18 protein-coding genes, 1 pseudogene and 1 riboswitch are annotated in these 19,536 nt (G+C 64.0%); of the genes and pseudogenes, 11 read left to right on the forward strand and 8 right to left on the reverse strand.

All coding sequences use genetic code 11. The features are described from left to right. Positions 1-63: 63 nt before the first annotated feature. Positions 64-576 carry a cytochrome b gene (locus ACFC3J_RS10205; protein WP_375196059.1) on the reverse strand — a complete coding sequence of 171 codons (513 nt, stop codon included), beginning with the start codon at positions 574-576 and terminating at the stop codon, positions 64-66. 22 nt (positions 577-598) lie between these two features. Beyond that, the gene (gene acs, locus ACFC3J_RS10210) at positions 599-2,542 is read right to left on the reverse strand and encodes an acetate--CoA ligase (protein WP_375196060.1); all 1,944 of its coding nucleotides are present in this window, start codon (positions 2,540-2,542) and stop codon (positions 599-601) included. Between the two features lie 180 nt (positions 2,543-2,722). Here acs and ACFC3J_RS10215 point away from each other — a divergent pair, with 180 nt between their 5' ends. After that, on the forward strand, positions 2,723-3,394 hold the full coding sequence (locus ACFC3J_RS10215; protein WP_375196061.1) for a glutathione S-transferase family protein: 672 nt from the start codon (positions 2,723-2,725) through the stop codon (positions 3,392-3,394). A gap of 48 nt (positions 3,395-3,442) precedes the next feature. On the opposite strand, the gene ACFC3J_RS10220 is transcribed toward ACFC3J_RS10215, so the two are convergent. Beyond that, complete coding sequence (locus tag ACFC3J_RS10220; protein ID WP_375196062.1) at positions 3,443-4,606, reverse strand: diguanylate cyclase; 1,164 nt, start codon at positions 4,604-4,606, stop codon at positions 3,443-3,445. Between the two features lie 77 nt (positions 4,607-4,683). Further along, positions 4,684-5,565 (reverse strand): LysR substrate-binding domain-containing protein, encoded by an 882-nt coding sequence (locus tag ACFC3J_RS10225; RefSeq protein ID WP_375196063.1) that lies wholly within the window; start codon positions 5,563-5,565, stop codon positions 4,684-4,686. Between the two features lie 374 nt (positions 5,566-5,939). Between ACFC3J_RS10225 and ACFC3J_RS10230 the strand changes: the two genes are divergently transcribed. The 3 genes from ACFC3J_RS10230 (at position 5,940) to ACFC3J_RS10240 (ending at position 10,494) form a co-directional block, all read left to right on the forward strand. Beyond that, a complete protein-coding gene (locus ACFC3J_RS10230; RefSeq protein WP_375196078.1) occupies positions 5,940-8,198 on the forward strand; it encodes a CDC48 family AAA ATPase in 2,259 nt (752 codons plus the stop codon). Between the two features lie 135 nt (positions 8,199-8,333). Further along, positions 8,334-8,981, forward strand: a complete 648-nt coding sequence (locus ACFC3J_RS10235) for a class I SAM-dependent methyltransferase (RefSeq protein WP_375196064.1) — start codon at positions 8,334-8,336, stop codon at positions 8,979-8,981. A 247-nt stretch (positions 8,982-9,228) separates the two neighbouring features. After that, positions 9,229-10,494, forward strand: coding sequence for a glutamate-5-semialdehyde dehydrogenase (locus tag ACFC3J_RS10240; RefSeq protein ID WP_375196079.1), 1,266 nt, complete (start codon positions 9,229-9,231; stop codon positions 10,492-10,494). A 21-nt stretch (positions 10,495-10,515) separates the two neighbouring features. On the opposite strand, the gene kdsA is transcribed toward ACFC3J_RS10240, so the two are convergent. Together kdsA and ACFC3J_RS10250 are read right to left on the reverse strand one after the other, a co-directional pair. Continuing rightward, positions 10,516-11,337: a 3-deoxy-8-phosphooctulonate synthase gene (kdsA, locus tag ACFC3J_RS10245; protein ID WP_375196065.1), complete on the reverse strand. Its 822-nt coding sequence runs from the start codon at positions 11,335-11,337 to the stop codon at positions 10,516-10,518. 5 nt (positions 11,338-11,342) lie between these two features. Next, positions 11,343-11,636, reverse strand: coding sequence for a hypothetical protein (locus tag ACFC3J_RS10250; protein ID WP_375196066.1), 294 nt, complete (start codon positions 11,634-11,636; stop codon positions 11,343-11,345). A 21-nt stretch (positions 11,637-11,657) separates the two neighbouring features. Here ACFC3J_RS10250 and ACFC3J_RS10255 point away from each other — a divergent pair, with 21 nt between their 5' ends. Together ACFC3J_RS10255 and ACFC3J_RS10260 are read left to right on the forward strand one after the other, a co-directional pair. Next, positions 11,658-12,785, forward strand: coding sequence for a hypothetical protein (locus tag ACFC3J_RS10255; RefSeq protein WP_375196067.1), 1,128 nt, complete (start codon positions 11,658-11,660; stop codon positions 12,783-12,785). After that, entirely contained in the window at positions 12,782-14,155 is a 1,374-nt protein-coding gene (locus ACFC3J_RS10260; protein WP_375196068.1) for a cytochrome P450, read from the forward strand. Before ACFC3J_RS10255 ends, ACFC3J_RS10260 begins: the two co-directional genes overlap by 4 nt. A gap of 311 nt (positions 14,156-14,466) precedes the next feature. Here the strand turns inward: ACFC3J_RS10260 and ACFC3J_RS10265 are convergent, their stop codons facing one another. Then, positions 14,467-14,763 carry a hypothetical protein gene (locus ACFC3J_RS10265; protein ID WP_375196069.1) on the reverse strand — a complete coding sequence of 99 codons (297 nt, stop codon included), beginning with the start codon at positions 14,761-14,763 and terminating at the stop codon, positions 14,467-14,469. Positions 14,764-14,844: 81 nt separating this feature from the next. Beyond that, a riboswitch (TPP riboswitch) is annotated at positions 14,845-14,955 on the forward strand. Between the two features lie 53 nt (positions 14,956-15,008). Here ACFC3J_RS10265 and ACFC3J_RS10270 point away from each other — a divergent pair. From ACFC3J_RS10270 to ACFC3J_RS10285, 4 genes are all read left to right on the forward strand, one after another. After that, complete coding sequence (locus ACFC3J_RS10270) at positions 15,009-15,416, forward strand: DUF2065 domain-containing protein (RefSeq protein ID WP_375196070.1); 408 nt, start codon at positions 15,009-15,011, stop codon at positions 15,414-15,416. Positions 15,417-15,427: 11 nt separating this feature from the next. Next, on the forward strand, positions 15,428-17,287 hold the full coding sequence (gene thiC, locus ACFC3J_RS10275; protein WP_375196071.1) for a phosphomethylpyrimidine synthase ThiC: 1,860 nt from the start codon (positions 15,428-15,430) through the stop codon (positions 17,285-17,287). Positions 17,288-17,430: 143 nt separating this feature from the next. Beyond that, on the forward strand, positions 17,431-18,207 hold the full coding sequence (locus ACFC3J_RS10280) for an autoinducer binding domain-containing protein (protein ID WP_375196072.1): 777 nt from the start codon (positions 17,431-17,433) through the stop codon (positions 18,205-18,207). A 125-nt stretch (positions 18,208-18,332) separates the two neighbouring features. Beyond that, complete coding sequence (locus ACFC3J_RS10285) at positions 18,333-18,740, forward strand: MarR family transcriptional regulator (RefSeq protein WP_375196073.1); 408 nt, start codon at positions 18,333-18,335, stop codon at positions 18,738-18,740. A 55-nt stretch (positions 18,741-18,795) separates the two neighbouring features. Here ACFC3J_RS10285 and ACFC3J_RS10290 read toward each other — a convergent pair whose 3' ends face one another. Then, positions 18,796-19,158 (reverse strand): glycine zipper 2TM domain-containing protein, encoded by a 363-nt coding sequence (locus ACFC3J_RS10290; RefSeq protein WP_375196074.1) that lies wholly within the window; start codon positions 19,156-19,158, stop codon positions 18,796-18,798. 217 nt (positions 19,159-19,375) lie between these two features. On the opposite strand from ACFC3J_RS10290, the pseudogene ACFC3J_RS10295 reads away from it, so the two are divergent. After that, positions 19,376-19,536 (forward strand): annotated as a pseudogene (locus ACFC3J_RS10295) (NADP-dependent isocitrate dehydrogenase); the annotation flags it as partial.

Here is a 19,536-nt window from a genome sequence, read left to right on the forward strand (position 1 = left end):
CCAGCTTTCGCTGGAGTGACAGCTATTGGCGGATGGCAGGAAATCGCCCGCTCCGGAAATCGGTCAGATCATCCGCCGCAGCACGTCGTCCTTCAGGATGAAATGATGGCGCAGCGCCGCCAGCACATGCACGAGGATCAGCGCGGCCCAGACGAAGCCGCCAATCTCATGCGTCTCGCCTGAAATCCCGACGATCGCATCGCCTTTCGACACGGCGAATTTCGGCATGTCGAACAGGAAGAACCAGTTCAGCGGCCGATCGCCCGCCGAGGACATGATCCAGCCGGTCAACGGCATGATCGCCATGAAGGCGTAGAACAGGACATGGGTGACATGCGCCGCGCCCTTTTCCCAGGCCGGCATTTCGGCGGGCAGGGCAGGAGCCTTATGCGCCAGGCGCCACAACAGCCGCGCGACGGTCAGTGCCAGCACGGTGAGGCCGATCGACTTGTGAACCGGCATCACCTTCCAGTCCCGCGGCAGCGCGTCATGCGCAAAGCCCAGGAACAGGTTGAACAGAATGAGGGTCGCTATGATCCAGTGCAGAACGCGGGCAACGGGATGATAGCGATCCATCACACAAACTCCTGTCGGGTTCCTACGCCTGACGATTGGCGACCAGATTATCCACCACCGATGGGTCTGCAAGTGTACTTGTGTCCCCCAGCGCCTGAGCGGAAACCTCGCCCTCCGCGATCTTGCGCAGGATGCGGCGCATGATCTTGCCCGACCGGGTCTTGGGCAGGCCCGGGGCGAACTGGATGACGTCAGGCGTCGCGATGGGGCCGATCTCGCTGCGCACCCATTGGATGAGCGCCTTGCGCAGCGCCTCGGCCGGTTCCTCGCCGCTGTTGAGCGTCACATAGGCGTAAATGCCCTGCCCCTTGATGTCATGCGGGAAGCCGACGACCGCTGCTTCCGCCACGGCCTCATGCAGCACCAGCGCGCTTTCGACCTCGGCCGTGCCCATGCGATGGCCCGACACGTTGATGACGTCGTCGACGCGCCCGGTGATCCAGTAATAGCCGTCCGCATCGCGCCGCGCGCCGTCGCCGGTCGTATATTTGCCGGGGAAGGTGGTGAAATAGGTCTGGAAGAAACGCTCATGATCGCCCCAGACGGTGCGCATCTGCCCCGGCCAGCTTTGCGCGATGACCAGATTGCCCTCGGTCGCGCCGTCCAGCACCTGGCCTTCGCCATCGACGATCTGCGGCACCACGCCGGGCATCGGCAAAGTCGCGGAACCGGGCTTGAGGTCCGTCGCGCCCGGCATCGGGGCGATCATCGCCGCGCCGGTCTCGGTCTGCCACCAGGTATCGACGATCGGGCAGCGGTCCTCGCCCACGACATGATGATACCAGCGCCACGCTTCCGGGTTGATCGGTTCGCCCACCGTGCCCAGCAGGCGCAGCGACTTGCGGCTGGTCGCGTGGACGAATTCGTCGCCCTCCTTCATGAGAGCGCGCAGTGCCGTCGGCGCGGTAAAGATGGTCTGCACCTGATGCCGGTCCACCACTTCCCAGATGCGCGACGGCGTCGGATAGTTGGGCACGCCCTCATACATCAGCGTGGTCGCGCCGTTCGCCAGCGGACCATAGACGATATAGCTATGCCCGGTGACCCAGCCGATGTCGGCCGCGCACCAATAGATGTCGCCGGGGCGATAGTCGAAGCAGAGTTCATGGGTCAGGCTGGCCCACAGCAGATAGCCGCCGGTCGTGTGCAGCACGCCCTTGGGCTTGCCGGTCGAGCCGCTGGTGTAGAGGATGAACAGCGGGTCTTCCGCATTCATCGGTTCCGCCGGGCAGTCGGCGGACGCCTTCGCCGCCTCCTCGTGCAGCCACAGGTCGCGGCCCTCCGCCATGTCGACGGCACCGCCGGTCGCCTGAACCACGATCACCTTGCGGACGCTGGTGCATTCCTTCAGCGCGGCGTCGACATTGGCCTTCAGAGGCACCTTCTTGCCGGCGCGGCGCCCCTCGTCGGCGGTGATTACCAGCGTCGAGTCGCAGTCGATGATGCGCCCGGCGAGCGCCTCGGGCGAAAAGCCGCCGAACACGACCGAGTGGATGGCCCCGATCCGCGCGCAGGCCAGCAGGGCAAAGGCCGCTTCCGGAATCATCGGCAGATAGACGGTGATGCGGTCGCCCTTCTTGGCGCCCGCTTCCTTCAGCACGTTGGCGAAACGGCAGACCTGCTCATGCACCTGACGGTAGGTGTAGCGGCGCGGCTCTTCCTCCGGCGAATCCGGTTCCCAGATGATCGCGGTCTGATCGCCGCGGGTGGCCAGATGCCGGTCGATGCAGTTGGCGCTGACGTTGAGCGCGCCGTCGGCAAACCATTTCACGCCGAAATCGGCCTCGGCAAAGCTGCTTTCATTGGTCTTCGTGGGGAAGTTCACCCAGTCGAGCCGCTTGGCCCGCTCCAGCCAATAGGCGTCCGCATCCTCGATCGAGCGCGCATAATCAGCGGCGCGCCCATCCCGGTCGAGCAGCGCCGAGGCCGCCCACTCAGCAGGAACCGGGAAGAAATCGTCAGACATGCAGCATCCTTTCCAACGCGAAATTCTCGCTTCGGGCCGCTTCTAGTGCGTGATTGCGATGACCGGAAGCCCGGATCGTTCCGCATCTCCCGCAGTTTCCACCTTATCTGCGGGGATTTGAGCGGGATGATGCCATTTGCCGCTTTTCGCACGACCCCGCCCGGCCTAACAGGACAGCATATGTGGCAACTTTTCCAATTTCCGCTCTGCCCTTTTTCCCGAAAGGTCCGTCTGCTGCTGGGCGAGAAGGGCGTGGGCTATGATCTGACCCGCGAATCGCCATGGGAGGCGCGCGACGAGTTTCTCGATCTGAACCCGGCGGGCACGACTCCGGTGATGGTGGACGAGGAAAAGGGCATAACCCTGATCGACAGCCAGGCGATCTGCGAATATTTCGAGGAAACGGTCGAAAAATTCCCGCTGATCTCAGGCACGGCGGCGGGCCGCGCCGAAGTGCGGCGACTGACCGCCTTCTTCGACCAGAATTTCTACGGCGACGTCGTCGGCCCGCTGCTGCACGAGCGGATGAAGAAGCGTCTGATCGAACGCGCGCCGCCGGACGCTCGCGTCCTTCGCGAGGCGATGAAGCGGGCCAATGTCCATATGGATTATATGGATTATCTGCTCGACCACCGCAGTTGGATGGCGGGCGGCACGATGAGCCTTGCCGATATCGCCGCCGCCGCGCATCTGTCTGTCGCCGATTATCTGGGCGGCATCGACTGGGCGGGCCATGAAACGGTGAAGCGCTGGTATGCGGGCTTCAAGTCGCGCCCGTCCTTCCGGCCGCTGCTGTCGGAGCGGATGGAGGTCATCACCCCGCCCCCCCATTATGAGAAGCCTGATTTTTGAGAATCGGTCTGGGCATGAGCCTTTAGGCGCACAGTCCCGCCAGCCCTCTCAATCGGTCTCGGCCGCCAGATAAACCCGGTTGCGGCCATGTTCCTTGGCCAGATACAGCGCCCGGTCGGCGGCCTTGAGCGCCGCCCGCGGGTCGTCATAGGCCATCATGTTGGCGACGCCCGCGGAAAAGCTGACCCGCTCCATCCGTTCGCCATTGGCGCGGTTGACCAGGCTGCGGGTCGAAAGATCCTGCCGCACCCCGTCAACCGCCTCGCAGGCTTCGGCCGCCGTCTTGCCCCGGAACAGCATGACGAACTCCTCGCCGCCATGGCGGGCGACGTGGCACTGGTCGTTGCTGATCTTGGCCAGCAACCCCGCCACGAACTTCAGCACCCGGTCGCCGGTATCATGGCCGTGCGTGTCGTTGATGACCTTGAAATGGTCGATGTCGCAAAATGCCACCGCCAGCGACTCGTTCTGCGCCTGCGCCAGCTTGACCTCGTCGCGCAGCACGCTTTCGAAAGCGCGGCGATTGGGCAGGCCGGTCAGATGGTCATGCTCGGCGGCGCGGCGCGCGCTTTCCAGATTGGATTTCAGCAGCTGCGTCTGCTTCTGATTGTCGCGCAGCTGGCTTTCGACCTGCCGCGTCTTTTCCACCATCGATCGGGTGAGCGCCACCAGCCGTCCCAGGATCGGCTGGGTGTCGGAACCCGCCGACAGGCCCTTCACCTCTTCCTGGAGCGCCGCGCCATAATCCTTCGCGGAATTGCGTGATTCGGTCATCAGGCCGGTGAACTGCGACAGATTTTCCTCGACCTTGTCGAGCATGGAGGCGAGCGCCTCGGGCGTGACCTCATCGCCGCGCTGTTCGGCGGCGGTGGTTTCGATCCAGCCATTGGTGATCTTGCCGCGCTCCGCCAGCACCGCCTTGATCGCCTTTTCCATTCCGATATGCGCCCCGGTCAGATAATCGAGCGCGACGCTGAAATTGAGCGGCGTCAGGTCCAGATCATGGGCGAACAGGAAATCGCCGATATCTTCATAAAGCTTGCGGCGGCGGGTGATTTCCCGGTTGGCGGAACTGCCCGCACGCGCCCGCTGGGGTTCGGCCTCCGCTTCTTCTTCCTCGCTCCTGCCGGAAAAGCCGCGCGCCCAGCGCGCCAGGCGGTCGGTCAGCCCATGTTGCGGACTTGCCGCGGATGATGATGATGCCCCAGTCATGCCTTCCAGAACGGATGCAGGCCAATAAGGTTAAGGCCATATCGAGGGAAAAGCGTCAAATCCTTGATTCAGGCAAATTATATGTTGGCGCTGATGAGCCAGTCGCGGAAAATCCGCACGGCGCGGGTCTGAAGCGCGCGCGGGCGGCAGACGAAATAATAGCGATAGGGGCTTTCCACCCGCGTTTCCGGGAACAGCCGGACCAGACGCGAATCCTGCGCTTCATTATAATGGCTGGCATGCATCACCGCGATGCCCAGCCCCTGGGCGGCGGCCTCAAGCATCAACTGACCGGAATCATAATTGTCGATCGCCAGCGGCTGCAGGTCGGGCAGGCCGACCGCTTCCTTCCACGCGTCGAACGCCAGCGCCATGTCGCGATGCAGCAGCACCGTATGATTGGCCAGCTCCTGCGGCGCGGTCAGTGCGTGCGGCGGCTCCAGCAAAGCCTTGCGCCCGATCAGATAGACCTCGTCATGATCCAGCTCATGGGCATAGAGCGCCGGATCGATGTCCTTGGCCAGCACGATCGCCGCGTCCAGTCCTTCGCCCAGACGCGCCACGGCATAGGGCGTTGTTTCGATATCGATATGAAGTTGCGGGTGCCGTTGGCGCAGCGCCCCCAGATGGGGAAAGATCCGCTGCGTCGCGAACAGCGGCAGCACCGCCAGCCGCAGGCGCAGCTGGTTGCCGCCGCTCTGAATATTCTCCAGCGCCTGGCTCAGCGAATCGAGCGCGGGCGCGATGTCGTCCAGCAGGCGCTGGCCATCTGCGTTGATCTCCAGCGCCTGATGCTTGCGATCGAACAGGGGGCGGCCGATGAACCGCTCCAGCGCCTGCACCCGGCGGCTGAGTGCGGGGGTGGACAGGGCAAGTTCCTCCGCCGCCGCCTTGACCGAACCAAGGCGGGCGACCTGCACAAAGGCCTCAAGGGCCGTAAGAGGCGGCAGTCTACGCATAAACAGTCAATTTCATCCGGCCGATCCGCTGCGACGCATCATTGCTTCTTTTCAAACGGCGCGCGGCACGGCTCTCAAGCATCCTCGACTACTCAGCAGGAAAAAGCGGCGTTTGGCAAGATGCAAAAAATGCAACTCCTCGATTCTTTTCGCACTTGCGAAAATACCTCCCGCAGTGCACATGGAATAGGCCTTTCAGGCATCCTCTCCTATAAACTTTCAGGGCTGGCCTTCGGGCTGGCCCCTTTTTTTATTCGGTCCGGGGTGGGCTGCGCCCCCTTTCCCTTGGCAATGGCGTTACCTATCTCGTTGCGCAGCGACAAGAACGGGGAAGCCCAGTGGCCGAAGAAGAAACCGCAGGACGAAGGATACAGGTGGCCAATGCCCGGCCCGAAGACGCCGGGCGCGGCCTTGCGCGGCTGCCCTTGGCCGTGATGGCTGAACTTCATCTGGCTGAAGGCGATGTCATCGAAATCATGGGCAAGCGGCCCACCCCGGCGCGGGTGGTGCGGCCCTACAAGGAAGATGAGGGGCTGGACGTGCTGCGCCTCGACGGGCTTCAGCGCGCCAATGCAGGGGTCGGATCGGGTGACTTCGTGGCGATCCAGAAGGTTGATCCGCGGCCTGCGCAACGCGTCGTCTTCGCGCCTGCACAAAATAATTTGCGGCTTCAGGGCAATCCCGAAGCGCTCAAGCGGGTATTCTTCGCGCGGCCGCTGACGTCGGGCGACATCGTCGCCACGGCCGGGCAGCAGCAGGTGCCCCCCAGCGACATGCCGCCCCAGCTTCGCCAGATGCTGGCGGCCCCGGCCTATGCGCTTCAGGAAATCCGCCTCGTCGTGGTCTCGACCGTGCCCAAGGGCTTTGTCCTGATTGACGACGAGACCGAAGTGGAACTGCGCGCCGAATATGAGGAGCCGCGCGAATCGCGCCGCGCCGACGTCACTTATGACGATGTCGGCGGCATGGCCGAGGCGATCGACCAGCTGCGCGAGATGGTGGAGTTGCCGCTGCGCTATCCCGAACTGTTCGAGCGGCTGGGGGTCGATCCTCCCAAGGGCGTTCTGCTGCACGGCCCGCCGGGCACCGGCAAGACGCGCCTCGCCCGCGCCGTCGCCAATGAATCGGACGCCGAATTCTTCCTGATCAACGGCCCTGAAATCATGGGTTCGGCCTATGGCGAGTCGGAAAAGCAGCTGCGCGAAATTTTCGACGCGGCGGCGAAATCCGCCCCGTCGATCCTGTTCATCGACGAGATCGACTCCATCGCGCCCAAGCGGGGCCAGGTAACCGGCGAGACCGAAAAGCGGCTCGTCGCGCAGTTGCTGACGCTGATGGACGGGCTGGAGCCGCGCACCAATCTGGTCGTCATCGCCGCCACCAACCGGCCCGAGGCGATTGACGAGGCGCTGCGCCGCCCCGGTCGTTTCGACCGCGAAATCATCGTCGGCGTTCCCGACGAGCGGGGACGGCGCGAGATATTGGGCATCCACACCCGCGGCATGCCGCTGGGCGACAAGGTCGATCTCGCCGAGCTGTCACGCATGACCTACGGTTTTGTCGGCGCCGATCTGGCGGCGCTGACACGCGAAGCGGCGATCGAGGCGGTGCGCCGCTTCATGCCGCGCCTGAACCTGGAGGAAGGGACGATTCCCCCCGACGTGCTGGAGGAACTCTCCGTCACGCGGGAGGATTTCATGGCCGCGATCAAACGCGTCCAGCCGTCGGCCATGCGCGAGGTGATGGTGCAGGCGCCCAATATCGGCTGGGCCGACATTGGCGGTCTGGACGATGCGCAGATGCGTCTGAAGGAAGGGGTGGAATTGCCGCTCAAGGACCCCGATGCCTTTCGCCGCATCGGCATCCGCCCGGCGAAGGGCTTCCTGCTGTACGGCCCGCCCGGTACCGGCAAGACGCTGTTGGCCAAGGCGGTGGCGCGCGAGGCGCAGGCCAATTTCATCGCCACCAAATCCTCCGATCTGCTGAGCAAATGGTATGGGGAGAGCGAACAGCAGATCGCCCGCCTCTTCGCCCGCGCGAGGCAGGTGGCGCCGACGGTCATCTTCATCGACGAACTGGACAGCCTCGTCCCCGCCCGCGGCGGAGGGCTGGGCGAACCGCAGGTGACGGAGCGGGTGGTGAACACCATTCTGGCCGAAATGGACGGGCTGGAAGAGCTGCAATCGGTGGTCGTCATCGGCGCCACCAATCGCCCGACGCTGATCGACCCGGCGCTGCTGCGGCCGGGGCGCTTCGACGAACTGATCTATGTGCCCGTGCCCGATCGGGGCGGGCGCAGGCACATCCTGTCCATCCACACCGAAAAGATGCCGCTGGCGGACGATGTCGATCTGGATATGCTCGCCGAACGGACCGAGCGCTTCACCGGCGCCGATCTGGAAGATCTGGTGCGCCGCGCAGGCCTGATCGCGCTGCGCCAGTCGCTCTCGGTCGAGAAGGTCAGTCAGGCCCATTTCGAAGCGGCGCTGGAGGATACCCGCGCCTCCGTTACGCCCGAGATGGAGAGCGAATATGAGAAGATACAGGCGACGCTCAAGCAAAGCGTGATGCAGATCGACCCGATCGGCTTCGTTTCGCCCGGTATGCTGCGTGCCCGGACGAACAAGGATTGATCGACATAAGGGGCTGGCGGGGAGGGGCGGCTTCCTTTCCCGCCGCTCTTGTCACTCTGTTCGGGCCGCGAAGGCGCTTGCAACGCGGCCCGATTTTTGCGAGTCGAAAAGGTTAAGGCAGTCAGGCGAGAGTACATGGCCTCCATTCCCTTGAAGAAAAAGAAGACATTGGTTCGCGGCGGGCATCGGTCCGCATCCTTTCTGACCCAGTGGGGCATGTTCTTTCGGCAGTTCGTGAAGCATCCCGGCATGATCGGGTCGGTCATCCCGTCGTCGGCCGCGCTGGTGGAGAGCATGCTGGAAGGGGTCGACTGGCACCGCACCCGCCTGTTCGTCGAATATGGGCCGGGCGTCGGGACCTTCACGCGTCCCATTCTCGAACGGTTGCATCCGGACGCGACCCTGCTGGCAATCGACATCAACCTCGATTTCGTCGCCTATCTGGAGGCGGAGATTGACGATCCCCGGCTGCGCGTGGTGCATGGATCGGCCGCCGACGTTCGCCGCTTCATCAGGGAAGCGGGCTATGCGCAGGCGGACTATATATTGTCCGGCATCCCCTTCTCGACCTTGCCGGAGGGCGTGGGCGAAGCGATCTGCGGTGAAACCCGATCGGTGCTGAAGCCGGGCGGCGCGTTCCTTGTCTATCAATATTCCGCCTATATGCGCCGCCTGCTGGCGCCGCTGTTCGGCGATGTGCGCGAGCGGGTTGAATGGCGCAATATTCCGCCCTGCCGAATGTTCACGGCCCTGAAGGACGAGGTTCTGGCGCAGGCTGCCTGATCTTCTCCATTTCGAAGGAAATTTTCGCTTTGCGCGGCGCATACCCCATTGAGGGTATGCGCCTTTCCGCCGTGGTTGCTAGTCGTGAAGACGGAGGCAGTTCTTCTGCCCGCTGGTAGCTGGGCCATCTTGCGACCCATGGCCTGGCTGCCGGCTTCCATCCCCCTTATCCTTTCCAAACCGACGGTTTCGCTCCGCCGCCCTTTCATGCTAAGGCCCGGCGCCAAAGAATATGACGAGACCCCTGATGAACGACCTGACCCAGACCCCCGAAATGCTGATCGCCACAATGGGCGCGCGCGCCCGCGCGGCGGCTGCCGTGCTCGCGGCGGCCAGCGATGCGCAGAAGATCGACGCGCTGCGCCGCGCCGCGCAGGCGCTCCGGGATCAGGCGCCGCAGATCATTGCCGCCAACGCACGCGACATGGAAAATGCCGCCGCCAACGGCCTGTCGCCCGCGATGCTCGATCGGCTGCGGCTGGACGAGGACCGTGTGCTGGCGACGGCGGCGGGCGTCGATCAGGTGGCGACGCTCGATAACCCCTTGGGCAGCGTGATCGACAGGCAGGTCCGCCCCAATGGCATGGAGCTTTCCCGCGTGCGCGTGCCGCTGGGCGTGATCGGCATCATCTATGAAAGCCGTCCCAATGTGACCGCCGACGCGGCGGCGCTCTGCCTGCGCGCGGGCAATGCCGTCATCCTGCGCGGCGGCAGCGAGGCGAAGGAAAGCAACCGCGCCATCCACGCCGCCATGGCCGAGGGCATCGCTGCCGCCGGCCTGCCCGCCGATGCGGTGCAGCTGGTCCCCACCACGGACCGCGCCGCCGTAGGCGCTCTGCTGAAAGCCGCCGAATATATCGACCTGATCGTGCCCCGCGGCGGCAAGAGCCTGGTCGCCCGCGTGCAGGAAGAAGCGCGGGTGCCGGTCCTCGCCCATCTGGACGGCATCAACCACAGCTATGTCGACGGCGCGGCTGATCCCGCCATGGCGCAAAAGCTGGTGGTGAATGCCAAGATGCGCCGCACCGGCATTTGCGGCGCGACCGAAACGGTGCTGGTCGACAAGGCGTTCGGGCAGGCGCCCGCCATCGTGAAGGCTTTGCTCGACGCGAAATGCGAAGTGCGCGGCGATGAAGCGGTGCAGGCGATGGACGGCCGCGTGACCGCCGCATCGGATGAGGATTGGGATACCGAATATCTGGACGCCATCGTCTCGGTGCGGGTCGTGGACGGGCTGGATGAGGCTCTGGCCCATATCGCCGCCCACGCCAGCCACCACACCGACGCGATCATCACTGAGGATGCGGCCAGGGCGGAGCGCTTCCTGAACGCCGTCGACAGCGCCATCGTGATGTGGAACGCCTCGACCCAGTTCGCCGACGGCGGCGAGTTCGGTCTCGGTGCGGAAATCGGCATTTCGACCGGACGGCTTCACGCTCGCGGCCCGGTCGCGCTGGAAGGACTCACCACCTATAAATGGCTGGTGCGCGGGACGGGTCAGACCCGGCCGTGATGCAAGAAGGTGTGGGGGGCTTTACCCCTTCACCGCTCCGTCGATCACTTTCAGCTTCTCCAGCATCGGCCCGATCCAGTCGAGAGGCAACATCACCGGTCCGTCTGACGGCGCGTTGTCGGGATCGTCATGCGCCTCGGCAAAGATCGCCGCGACCCCCGCCGCTACGGCACTCCGCGCCAGCACCGGCGCAAACTCCCGCTGCCCGCCTGAGGCGGAACCCAGTCCGCCCGGCTGCTGTACCGAATGGGTCGCATCGAACACCACCGGATAGCCGGTCTGCGCCATTACCGGCAGCGACCGCATGTCGCTGACCAGCGTGTTATAGCCAAAGCTCGCTCCGCGCTCGGTCAGCAGGATGCGTTCATTGCCGGTCGAGGCGACCTTCTGCGCCACCGCCGCCATGTCCCAGGGGGCCAGGAACTGGCCCTTCTTCACATTGATGACGGCGCCGGTCTTCCCCGCCGCGAGCAGCAGGTCGGTCTGGCGGCAGAGGAAGGCCGGGATCTGCAGGATATCCACCGCCTCGGCCGCCGCCTCGACCTGCCCAGCCTCATGCACGTCGGTCAGCACCGGACAGCCGAAGCTGGCCTTCACCTCCGCCAATATCGCCAGCCCCGCATCGATCCCCACGCCCCGCCGGCCCGACACCGAAGTCCGGTTCGCCTTGTCGAAGGAGGATTTGAATATGAACGGCACGCCCGCTTGTCTGGCCGTGCCGGACAGCTTTTCCGCCATCATCATCGCATGGTCGCGGCTTTCGATCTGGCAGGGGCCGGAAATCAGGACGAAGGGCAGGTCGTTGCCGATCTCGACCGGCCCTATGGAAACATGTTTGCTCATGCCGCTCACTTCGGCGCTTTCATGAAGCGGCGCAAGAGTTGCCCGCGCCATAACCCTTTGCCCTCATGATAATTCCAGCAGAACCAGCCGAAGAAGAGGCAGGCCAGCAGCGAAGGCAGGGCCATGGGATCCCCTTCCCCCTTCATATGCCGGTAAAAGGCGAGGTCCGCCCGCCACCGGTCCCGCTCGCTCCCGCCGCCATTGATGCCATAGGCATTGTCATGGCGCCGACAGCCGATGTTTCGGTTGTATTTGCGGTGGTCTATGAAATAGCAGTAATCGCGTTCGGGTGTCGTCATGGCCCGATGTGGACAGGGGCCATGGAAAAGTTCAAGCGTAAAGTCTTCTACCTTGGCGGTTTCGATCCGCGCGGGGTGCGTTTCTACCATCAGCTCTACCGCGAGCAGGTGGAAAAATATGCGCGCCTTGCGGGTGAACAGATGGAAGTAAGCGCGCGTCGATCCGGCCCGGCTTCCTCGGCACGCTGGACCGTCATCAACCACAGCGCTGGCGTCGAAGCCGACTATGAATTCCTCCGTTGGGAGGATCTGGTCGGGAAGGTGTGGATCCGCAATCCGCTGTCCCTGGCATGGCGCTCCATCGCCACCTACGCCGCCCATGCGCGGCACATGCAGTTCCTGCGGATGCGCAGGCTCCGGCCGGGGCCGGTCATCACCATCCTGTATCCCCCGCTGCTGGCCGTGCTGATCCCGCTGGTGCTGGCGCTGGTTCCGGCGCTGCTGCTGTCGCTGACGTTCCCTTTCTGGATTGCCGCGCTGATCGGCATCGGGGCGAGCGTGCTTTTCTCGGGCCGCCTGCTCAACAAGCTGATCGTGCCGTGGCTGCTGCGCTTCATGTATTATAATCACAGTGTCGCGGCACGGGGGCCGGGGGCGGAGATGGACGCCCGGCTCGACCAGTTCGCCGCCCGCATTGCCGAAGAAATGGACGGCCCTTATGACGAGGTGATCTTCGCCTCGCACAGCAACGGCACCATCTACGCGATGAGCGTGCTGCGCCGCCTGTTCGCGTTGCGCGGGGGAGCGCCGCTGCCCGACAATTTCACCGTCCTGACGCTGGGGCAGGTCGTCCCCGTCATCGCGCTCCGCAAAGACGCGAGCTGGTATCATGCCGACCTCAAGGCGCTGGACGACAAGCCCTTTCGTCTTGTCGACTTTTCCGCCCCTGCGGATGGGGCGGCCTATCATGACGTCCACCCGATCCGTCTTGTTTCGGATCAATGCGCCGCCCGCGTCGATCTGCTCTCGCCGCGCTTTCACCTCTTTTACGATCCGGAAAATTACAATAGCGGCTGGTCGAACAAATATGAGGCGCATTTCGACTATCTGCGCGTGGGCGACCGCGTCTCGCCGGTGGACTATGTCAGCCTCACCGCAGGCCGCCGCACGATCGACGAAGCCTTGGCCGAATTCAGGATGATTGCGTGACGCAGCCCTTCACCCCGCCCTATCCGGAACCGCCAGGCACCAAGCGCGGCCTGATGAAGCGCTTCCTGCGCGGCTGGCACAGCTGGATCCATGTGCTGTTCGAAAAGAGCTATACGATGAAGCTGGGCGAAATCCGCATGCCCGGCCAGACCATGTATATCGCCAATGAACTGCCGCTGGTGGACCAGATATTGCGTGGCGGCACGGCCTATCCCAAGCATCGCGAGCTGGTCCGCAACCTCTCGCCGCTGATCGGCAACAGCGTCTTTTCAGCCAATGGCGAGGACTGGGAAAGCCAGCGCGCCATGGTGAATCCCGCTTTTGCCCATACCGCGCTGCATCGTTCCATGCCGCTGATGGTGGCGGCGGCGGATGATCTGCTCGCCCGCCTCGACGCCGCCGATCGCAGCAAGCCGGTCGACATCGACCCGATGATGACCCATGTGGCGGCCGACATCATCTTCCGCACGCTTTTTTCCGAGGCGCTGGACGAGCATCGCTCCAACATCATCCACAATGCTTTCGGCAAATTTCAGCGTTTCGCCCACAGCGCCTCCATGCTGCGCCTCTACGGCTTCCCCGCCCGCTGGTTCGAAAGGCGTTCGCTCAAACCCGCCAAGGCGATCCACGACGTCTTCCGCCCCATTGTAGAAGCTCGCCATGAGGGCTTCCACCAGCGGGGCGAGGCCCCCCATCGCGACATCCTCCAGTCGCTGATCGAGGCGAAGCATCCCGAAAGCGGCGAGCCCTTCACCCTGCAACAGGTGATGGATCAGGTGTCGACGGTCTTCCTCGCGGGCCATGAAACGTCGGCCAGCACCATGACCTGGGCGCTCTACATGCTGGCCGAATGCGCCCATATCCAGACCGCCGCCCGTGCCGAGGTGACGCAGATCGCCGGGAACGCCGCGCTCGCCGCACCGATGCTCAAGGACATGGGGGCGATCCGCAACATCTTCCGCGAAACGCTGCGCCTCTATCCGCCCGTCGCCTTCTTTCCCCGCGAAGTCACCTGCCCGATGCCGATGCGCGACAAGCAGCTGGAGGAAGGCGCGATGCTGGTCGTCGCCCCCTGGCTGACCCAGCGCAACAAGGACAATTGGGCCTGCCCGCACAGCTTCGATCCCGACCGCTTCGATGACCCCGCCAACGCGGACATGGTGAAGCAGGCCTGGTTCCCCTTCGGCCGCGGCCCCCGCGTCTGCGTGGGCGCAGGCTTCGCCCAGCAGGAGGTGATGACCGTCATCGCCAGCGTCGTCCGCCGCTATCGCCTGTCGGTGCCGCAAGGATTCAAGCCGGAGCCGATCAGCCGCCTGACCATCCGGCCAAGGACGGGCATGAAGCTGATGTTCGAGGCGATTCAACCCTGAAGGGCCGGCGTGGGTGGGTAGCGAAACGGCAACTTCCCCGCGTATCGGCTCATGATTTGGAAGGCAGTTTTGTTCCTTTTCGGTCCGCTTCTTTGCAGGCGTGACCAAATGGCGACAGGCTTCTCAAAAAACATCCTATTTCTTTTACGGGGGCAGATTCCGCCTGTCCTATTTCGCGCCGACAGGTTTATCCCGCATTCCTCTTTGAAACGTCCATTCAATCGCCTCCCATGTACGCGCGCGCGGGCATGTGCGCGCGTACAGTGTGAACTTCGGCGTAAAATGGCGCAGCCAGACCCCGACTTCCTCTCTTACCCCCTGATCCGTCCCAGCATCGCCTGGCCCTCGATCCGCTGCCGGATATAGCGCCGCTTCAGCACCACGCTCGCGACCAGCAGCGGCGCGCCCAGAATCGCGCACAGCGCCCCCAGCACCGGCGGCCACAGCCCGAACAGGCTATGCACATTCAGCGCGGAGGGCGTCAGGATCAGCAGGAATCCCGCCGTCAGCAGCCATAGTCCCCAGCGGCGAGGGCGCACCGCGATCATGCGCATCTCATGCCGGTGCGCCTTGCGGCCTTCCTTCGTCGTCAGATCGTGATGCTTCATGGCTGATACTGAAGCGGAAAACCCCCGCCTCTGTCCAGCACCGGAAACGGGTTTCGCTGAGGCGCATAATCGGCTATCCCAGCGCCATCCCCGGGGGACCGTCCACAGACGGTTGAGAGGCGGCTGACGTGGCCGCGACCCGCTGAACCTGATCCGGATAAGACCGGCGTAGGGAGGGAACGGCTTGTGTGAAGGCAATCCGCGCCCGTCCTCCGCCCTTGAGCGAGAAGAGAAGGACGGCACATATGGACACGTTTTCCGTCCTGACCCTGCGGCTGGCTGAAGCCATCGGCCTCTACATGATCTTCGTCGGCATAGGCGGCCTCAGCGCGCCCCGGCGCTGGCGGCAGATGATGGACGATCTGGAGCGCTCGCCCGGACTGGTCATGGCGCTGGGCTTGCCGGTCTTCGCCACTGGCGCGGCATTGGTGCTGATCCACAGCATCTGGCGCGATCCGCTGTCCATCGTCGTTTCCGCCATCGGCTATGTCGCCCTGATCGAAGGTGCATTGCTTCTCGCCGTTCCCGCTCCTTTGCTCAAAATCGGCCGCTGGTCGCTCAACTTCACCCGCGTCTGGGCGATCGTCTCGATCGGACTGGGCACCCTCCTGTTCCTCGCCGGCCTCACCGGCCGCGCCACTATTTCCGTCTGAAAGGCATAATCATGGCAGATGTCCCCGCCCGCACCGAAATGCGCGTCACCACCGGGCCCATTCGCGGCTCACGCAAGATCCATGTCGGTCCCCTGAAGGTCGCCATGCGCGAGATCGACCTGGAACCCGGCAGCGGCGAGCCGCCGGTCCGCGTCTACGACACCTCCGGCCCCTATACCGATCCGGATGCCCGCATCGACATCATGGCGGGCCTGCCGCAGTTGCGCCGCGACTGGATCATCGGCCGGGGCGATGTGGAGGAATATGATGCCCGCGCCATCCAGCCTGAGGATAACGGCCTGAAGGGGCCGGATCGGTCGGGCGGCGTCCAGCCCTTCCCCAGCACGGTCAAGCGTCCCCTGCGCGCCAGGGCCGGCGCCAACGTCTCCCAGATGCACTATGCCCGGCGCGGCATCATCACGCCGGAAATGGAATATGTCGCCGAGCGCGAGAATCTGGGCCGCGCGCGGCTGGCGGAATATGTCCGCGACGGTCAGGACTGGGGCGCATCGATCCCCGATTATGTGACGCCGGAGTTCGTCCGCGAGGAGGTCGCCCGCGGCCGCGCCATCATCCCGTCGAACATCAATCACCCGGAATCGGAGCCGATGGCGATCGGCCGCAACTTCCTCGTGAAGATCAACGCCAATATCGGCAACAGTGCCGTCGCGTCCGACGTGGCGAGCGAAGTGGACAAGCTGGTCTGGTCGATCCGCTGGGGTGCCGACACGGTGATGGATCTGTCGACCGGCCGCAACATCCATGACACGCGCGAATGGATCATGCGCAACTCGCCGGTCCCGATCGGCACCGTGCCCATCTATCAGGCGCTGGAAAAGGTCGGCGGCATTGCCGAGGAACTGACTTGGGACATCTTCCGCGACACGCTGATCGAGCAGGCCGAGCAGGGCGTCGACTATTTCACCATCCATGCGGGCGTGCGCCTGCCCTACATCCCGATGACGGCGAAGCGCGTCACCGGCATCGTCTCGCGCGGCGGGTCGATCATGGCGAAATGGTGCCTCGCGCATCACAAGGAATCGTTCCTCTACGAGCATTTCGACGAGATCACCGAGATCATGAAGGCCTATGACATCGCCTATTCGCTGGGCGACGGCCTGCGCCCCGGATCGATCGCGGATGCCAATGACGAAGCGCAGTTCGCCGAACTCTACACGCTGGGCGAACTCACCAAGTGCGCCTGGGAACAGGATGTGCAGGTGATGATCGAGGGGCCGGGCCATGTACCGATGCACAAGATCAAGCAGAATATGGACAAGCAGCTGGAAGCGTGCGGCGAGGCGCCCTTCTACACGCTTGGGCCGCTCACGACCGACATCGCGCCGGGTTACGACCATATCACCAGCGGCATCGGCGCGGCGATGATCGGCTGGTACGGCACGGCGATGCTTTGCTATGTCACGCCCAAGGAGCATCTGGGCCTGCCCGACCGGGACGATGTGAAGGTCGGCGTCGTCACCTACAAGCTGGCCGCCCACGCAGCCGATCTCGCCAAGGGCCACCCCGCCGCCAAGGTCCGCGACGATGCGCTGAGCCGCGCCCGTTTCGAATTCCGCTGGCGTGACCAGTTCAACCTGTCGCTCGACCCTGACACGGCGGAGAAATATCACGACCAGACGCTCCCCGCCGAGGGGGCGAAGACCGCGCATTTCTGCTCCATGTGCGGCCCCAAATTCTGTTCGATGAAGATCACGCAGGAAGTCAGGGACTTTGCCGCCAAGCAGAATCAGCCCGCCGACGCCTTTATCGCTGCGGAGGACGCGGAAAAGGGCATGCAGGAAATGAGCGAAATCTTTCGCGAAACCGGCGGCGAACTCTACATGGGCACTGGCGGCCGTGAGCATGATTGATTGAAAAGGAACCTGGCGGAGCCGGTCTGCGCGGCTCCGCTGGATTTCGCGGCATTATCTGCCGCGCTCCCTGTTGCTGCCGCTCCGCATCATCGTTAAGATATTGTTGGAGAATTCACCGAGCCGCGGGGACGGGAAGAGCGATGGACGGAGGGGTGACGCGCCGGACGCTGTCATCGCTGAGCGAGGCGCAGGCCTTTGTCGACGCCATATCCAGGGCAGGCTCGTCCCATGACCTCGACCTGTTGCTGGAGCAGATCAGCCGCGAAATGGGCTTTGCCTATCATGCGCTCGTTCATCATGTCGATCACCGCATCGCCGACCCCAACATGGTGCGGCTGGAAAATTACCCCGAAAACTGGGTCGGCACCTTTCTGGAAAAGGAACTCTACAGCTGGGACCCGGTCGTCCTTGCCAGTCAGACGACCAACACGGCCTTCGCCTGGTCCGATGTGCCCCGTCTGATTCAGATGACCAACGGCCAGCGTGACGTGCTGAAGGCCGCCGCCGGTGAAGGGCTGGGCGACGGCTTCACCGTCCCGGCGCACATGCCGGGGCAAGCCAGCGGTTCCTGCACCTTCGTCGTGCGCACGGGGCTTGTTCTGCCGCAACATCACCGGGCCATGGTGCAACTGGTGGGTTCCTTCGCCTTCCAGGCCGGACGGTCGCTCGCGCTCGCGGAAAATGGCGCGACGCCGTCGCCCCGCGTCACGCTCACGCCCCGCCAGCTCGACTGCATAGTACTGGTCGGACGCGGCAAGAGTGATTGGGAAATCGCGCGGATCCTTGGGCTGAAGGAAGACACGGTTACCGAATATCTGGATGCGGCCCGCGCTCGCTATGGCGTTGCCCGGCGCATTCAGCTGGTGATGCGCGCCGTTCATGACGGGCATATTGCTTTGCCCGACGTCATCGAATGATCCCCTCCCTAAGGGGGGAGGCATAAACCCTCCAATCTGGACATATTTTACGTCCAGAAGATGGGGAGAGGGATTGTGCAGTTACTCGGCACGGGAAACCGGCAGGTCAGGGGGGAAGGGCGGCCATGAGCATGGCTTTCAACCGCAGCTTTCCTCCAGCGGGATTCGGACCCGACCAGCCCGTCCCGTTATCGGCATTGGGGCGATTCGCCCGCAGGCTGCTGGCGCAGCGCCGCCGCCGCGACCAGATGTTCGGCGCCGACCTGTTCGGCGAACCGATCTGGGACATGTATCTGGACCTGTTTGCCAATGCGGTCGAGGACAGGCCGGTGAGCATATCCAGCCTCTGCATCGCTTCGGGCGCGCCCACCACGACGGCGCTGCGCCAGATCGGCATGCTGGTCGATCGCGGTCTGCTGCTGCGCCGGCAGGATTCGACGGATGGCCGCCGGGTGCTGATCGAACTGTCGCCCACGCTATATGATCAGCTTGGCCGTCTGCTGCTCACCTGGATGGCGGGCGAAAACAGATGAAATCGGCCGCGGGACGCCCCTCGCGGGTGCATGGGCGCCCCTGTCGGTCTTTTTTTCAGCAGCGGCGCTTGCTGTCGATTTCCTTGCCGATCAGCGCGCCTGCGCCCGCGCCGATGATCGTGCCCGGCAAGCGATCGCCATAACGGTCGACCGACCGACCCAGCAGCGCGCCTGCGCCCGCACCGATGATCGCGCCCGTGGTGCCGCTGGTGCGGCAGCCGCCCCGATAGCCGCGGCGATCATAATGGGCCTCGCGCCGGTAGCGGGGGCCGTCATCATAATAGCGGCCATGTTTGTGCCAGCCGCGATGGCGGCCATTGTCATGCCGCCAATCGCCATGCGCCATCGCCGCCGACGGCAGCGCGCCGCACACGGTCGCGGCGAACGCCATTGCCATTGCGACTGTCTTCATCCCCATGTCCAAACTCCCTGATGTGTCTGGAGCGGTCATGGCCCGCTGCTGGTGGCCTTTGCCTGAATGGGCAATTTATCCGCCGTTCATTCTTGTGATCCCCTGTTCGACAAAGTCGAACAATCTGAATGATTTTATCCATATTCTTCTTTGGAAGAAGGCCGTCTACTCCCTGGATCAACCCGGACGGTCCGGGACCGACTTTTGCCCCAAGGAGTTTCCCATGAGCCACTTCATCACCACCGCCGACGGCACCCGCATCACCGCCCGCGCCGACAACGTACTCGACGTGCCGGACCGACCGATCATCCCCTTCATCGAGGGTGACGGCATCGGCGTCGACATCACGCCGGTCATGCGCACCGTGCTCGACGCCGCGGTCGA

The sequence above is a fragment of the Sphingobium sp. genome, assembly GCF_041987595.1.
GTDB lineage: Bacteria > Pseudomonadota > Alphaproteobacteria > Sphingomonadales > Sphingomonadaceae > Sphingobium.

Bases quoted from the DNA above. Each gene is read 5' to 3' on its own strand.
- ACFC3J_RS10265 (WP_375196069.1), bottom strand. From the start codon at position 14,763: ATGAAGCATCACGATCTGACGACGAAGGAAGGCCGCAAGGCGCACCGG.
- thiC (WP_375196071.1), top strand. From the start codon at position 15,428: ATGGCAGATGTCCCCGCCCGCACCGAAATGCGCGTCACCACCGGGCCC.
- ACFC3J_RS10205 (WP_375196059.1), bottom strand. From the start codon at position 576: ATGGATCGCTATCATCCCGTTGCCCGCGTTCTGCACTGGATCATAGCG.
- ACFC3J_RS10215 (WP_375196061.1), top strand. From the start codon at position 2,723: ATGTGGCAACTTTTCCAATTTCCGCTCTGCCCTTTTTCCCGAAAGGTC.
- ACFC3J_RS10250 (WP_375196066.1), bottom strand. From the start codon at position 11,636: ATGACGACACCCGAACGCGATTACTGCTATTTCATAGACCACCGCAAA.
- kdsA (WP_375196065.1), bottom strand. From the start codon at position 11,337: ATGAGCAAACATGTTTCCATAGGGCCGGTCGAGATCGGCAACGACCTG.
- ACFC3J_RS10285 (WP_375196073.1), top strand. From the start codon at position 18,333: ATGAGCATGGCTTTCAACCGCAGCTTTCCTCCAGCGGGATTCGGACCC.
- ACFC3J_RS10255 (WP_375196067.1), top strand. From the start codon at position 11,658: ATGGAAAAGTTCAAGCGTAAAGTCTTCTACCTTGGCGGTTTCGATCCG.
- ACFC3J_RS10280 (WP_375196072.1), top strand. From the start codon at position 17,431: ATGGACGGAGGGGTGACGCGCCGGACGCTGTCATCGCTGAGCGAGGCG.
- ACFC3J_RS10290 (WP_375196074.1), bottom strand. From the start codon at position 19,158: ATGGGGATGAAGACAGTCGCAATGGCAATGGCGTTCGCCGCGACCGTG.
- ACFC3J_RS10225 (WP_375196063.1), bottom strand. From the start codon at position 5,565: ATGCGTAGACTGCCGCCTCTTACGGCCCTTGAGGCCTTTGTGCAGGTC.
- ACFC3J_RS10240 (WP_375196079.1), top strand. From the start codon at position 9,229: ATGAACGACCTGACCCAGACCCCCGAAATGCTGATCGCCACAATGGGC.
- ACFC3J_RS10270 (WP_375196070.1), top strand. From the start codon at position 15,009: ATGGACACGTTTTCCGTCCTGACCCTGCGGCTGGCTGAAGCCATCGGC.
- acs (WP_375196060.1), bottom strand. From the start codon at position 2,542: ATGTCTGACGATTTCTTCCCGGTTCCTGCTGAGTGGGCGGCCTCGGCG.
- ACFC3J_RS10220 (WP_375196062.1), bottom strand. From the start codon at position 4,606: ATGACTGGGGCATCATCATCATCCGCGGCAAGTCCGCAACATGGGCTG.
- ACFC3J_RS10235 (WP_375196064.1), top strand. From the start codon at position 8,334: ATGGCCTCCATTCCCTTGAAGAAAAAGAAGACATTGGTTCGCGGCGGG.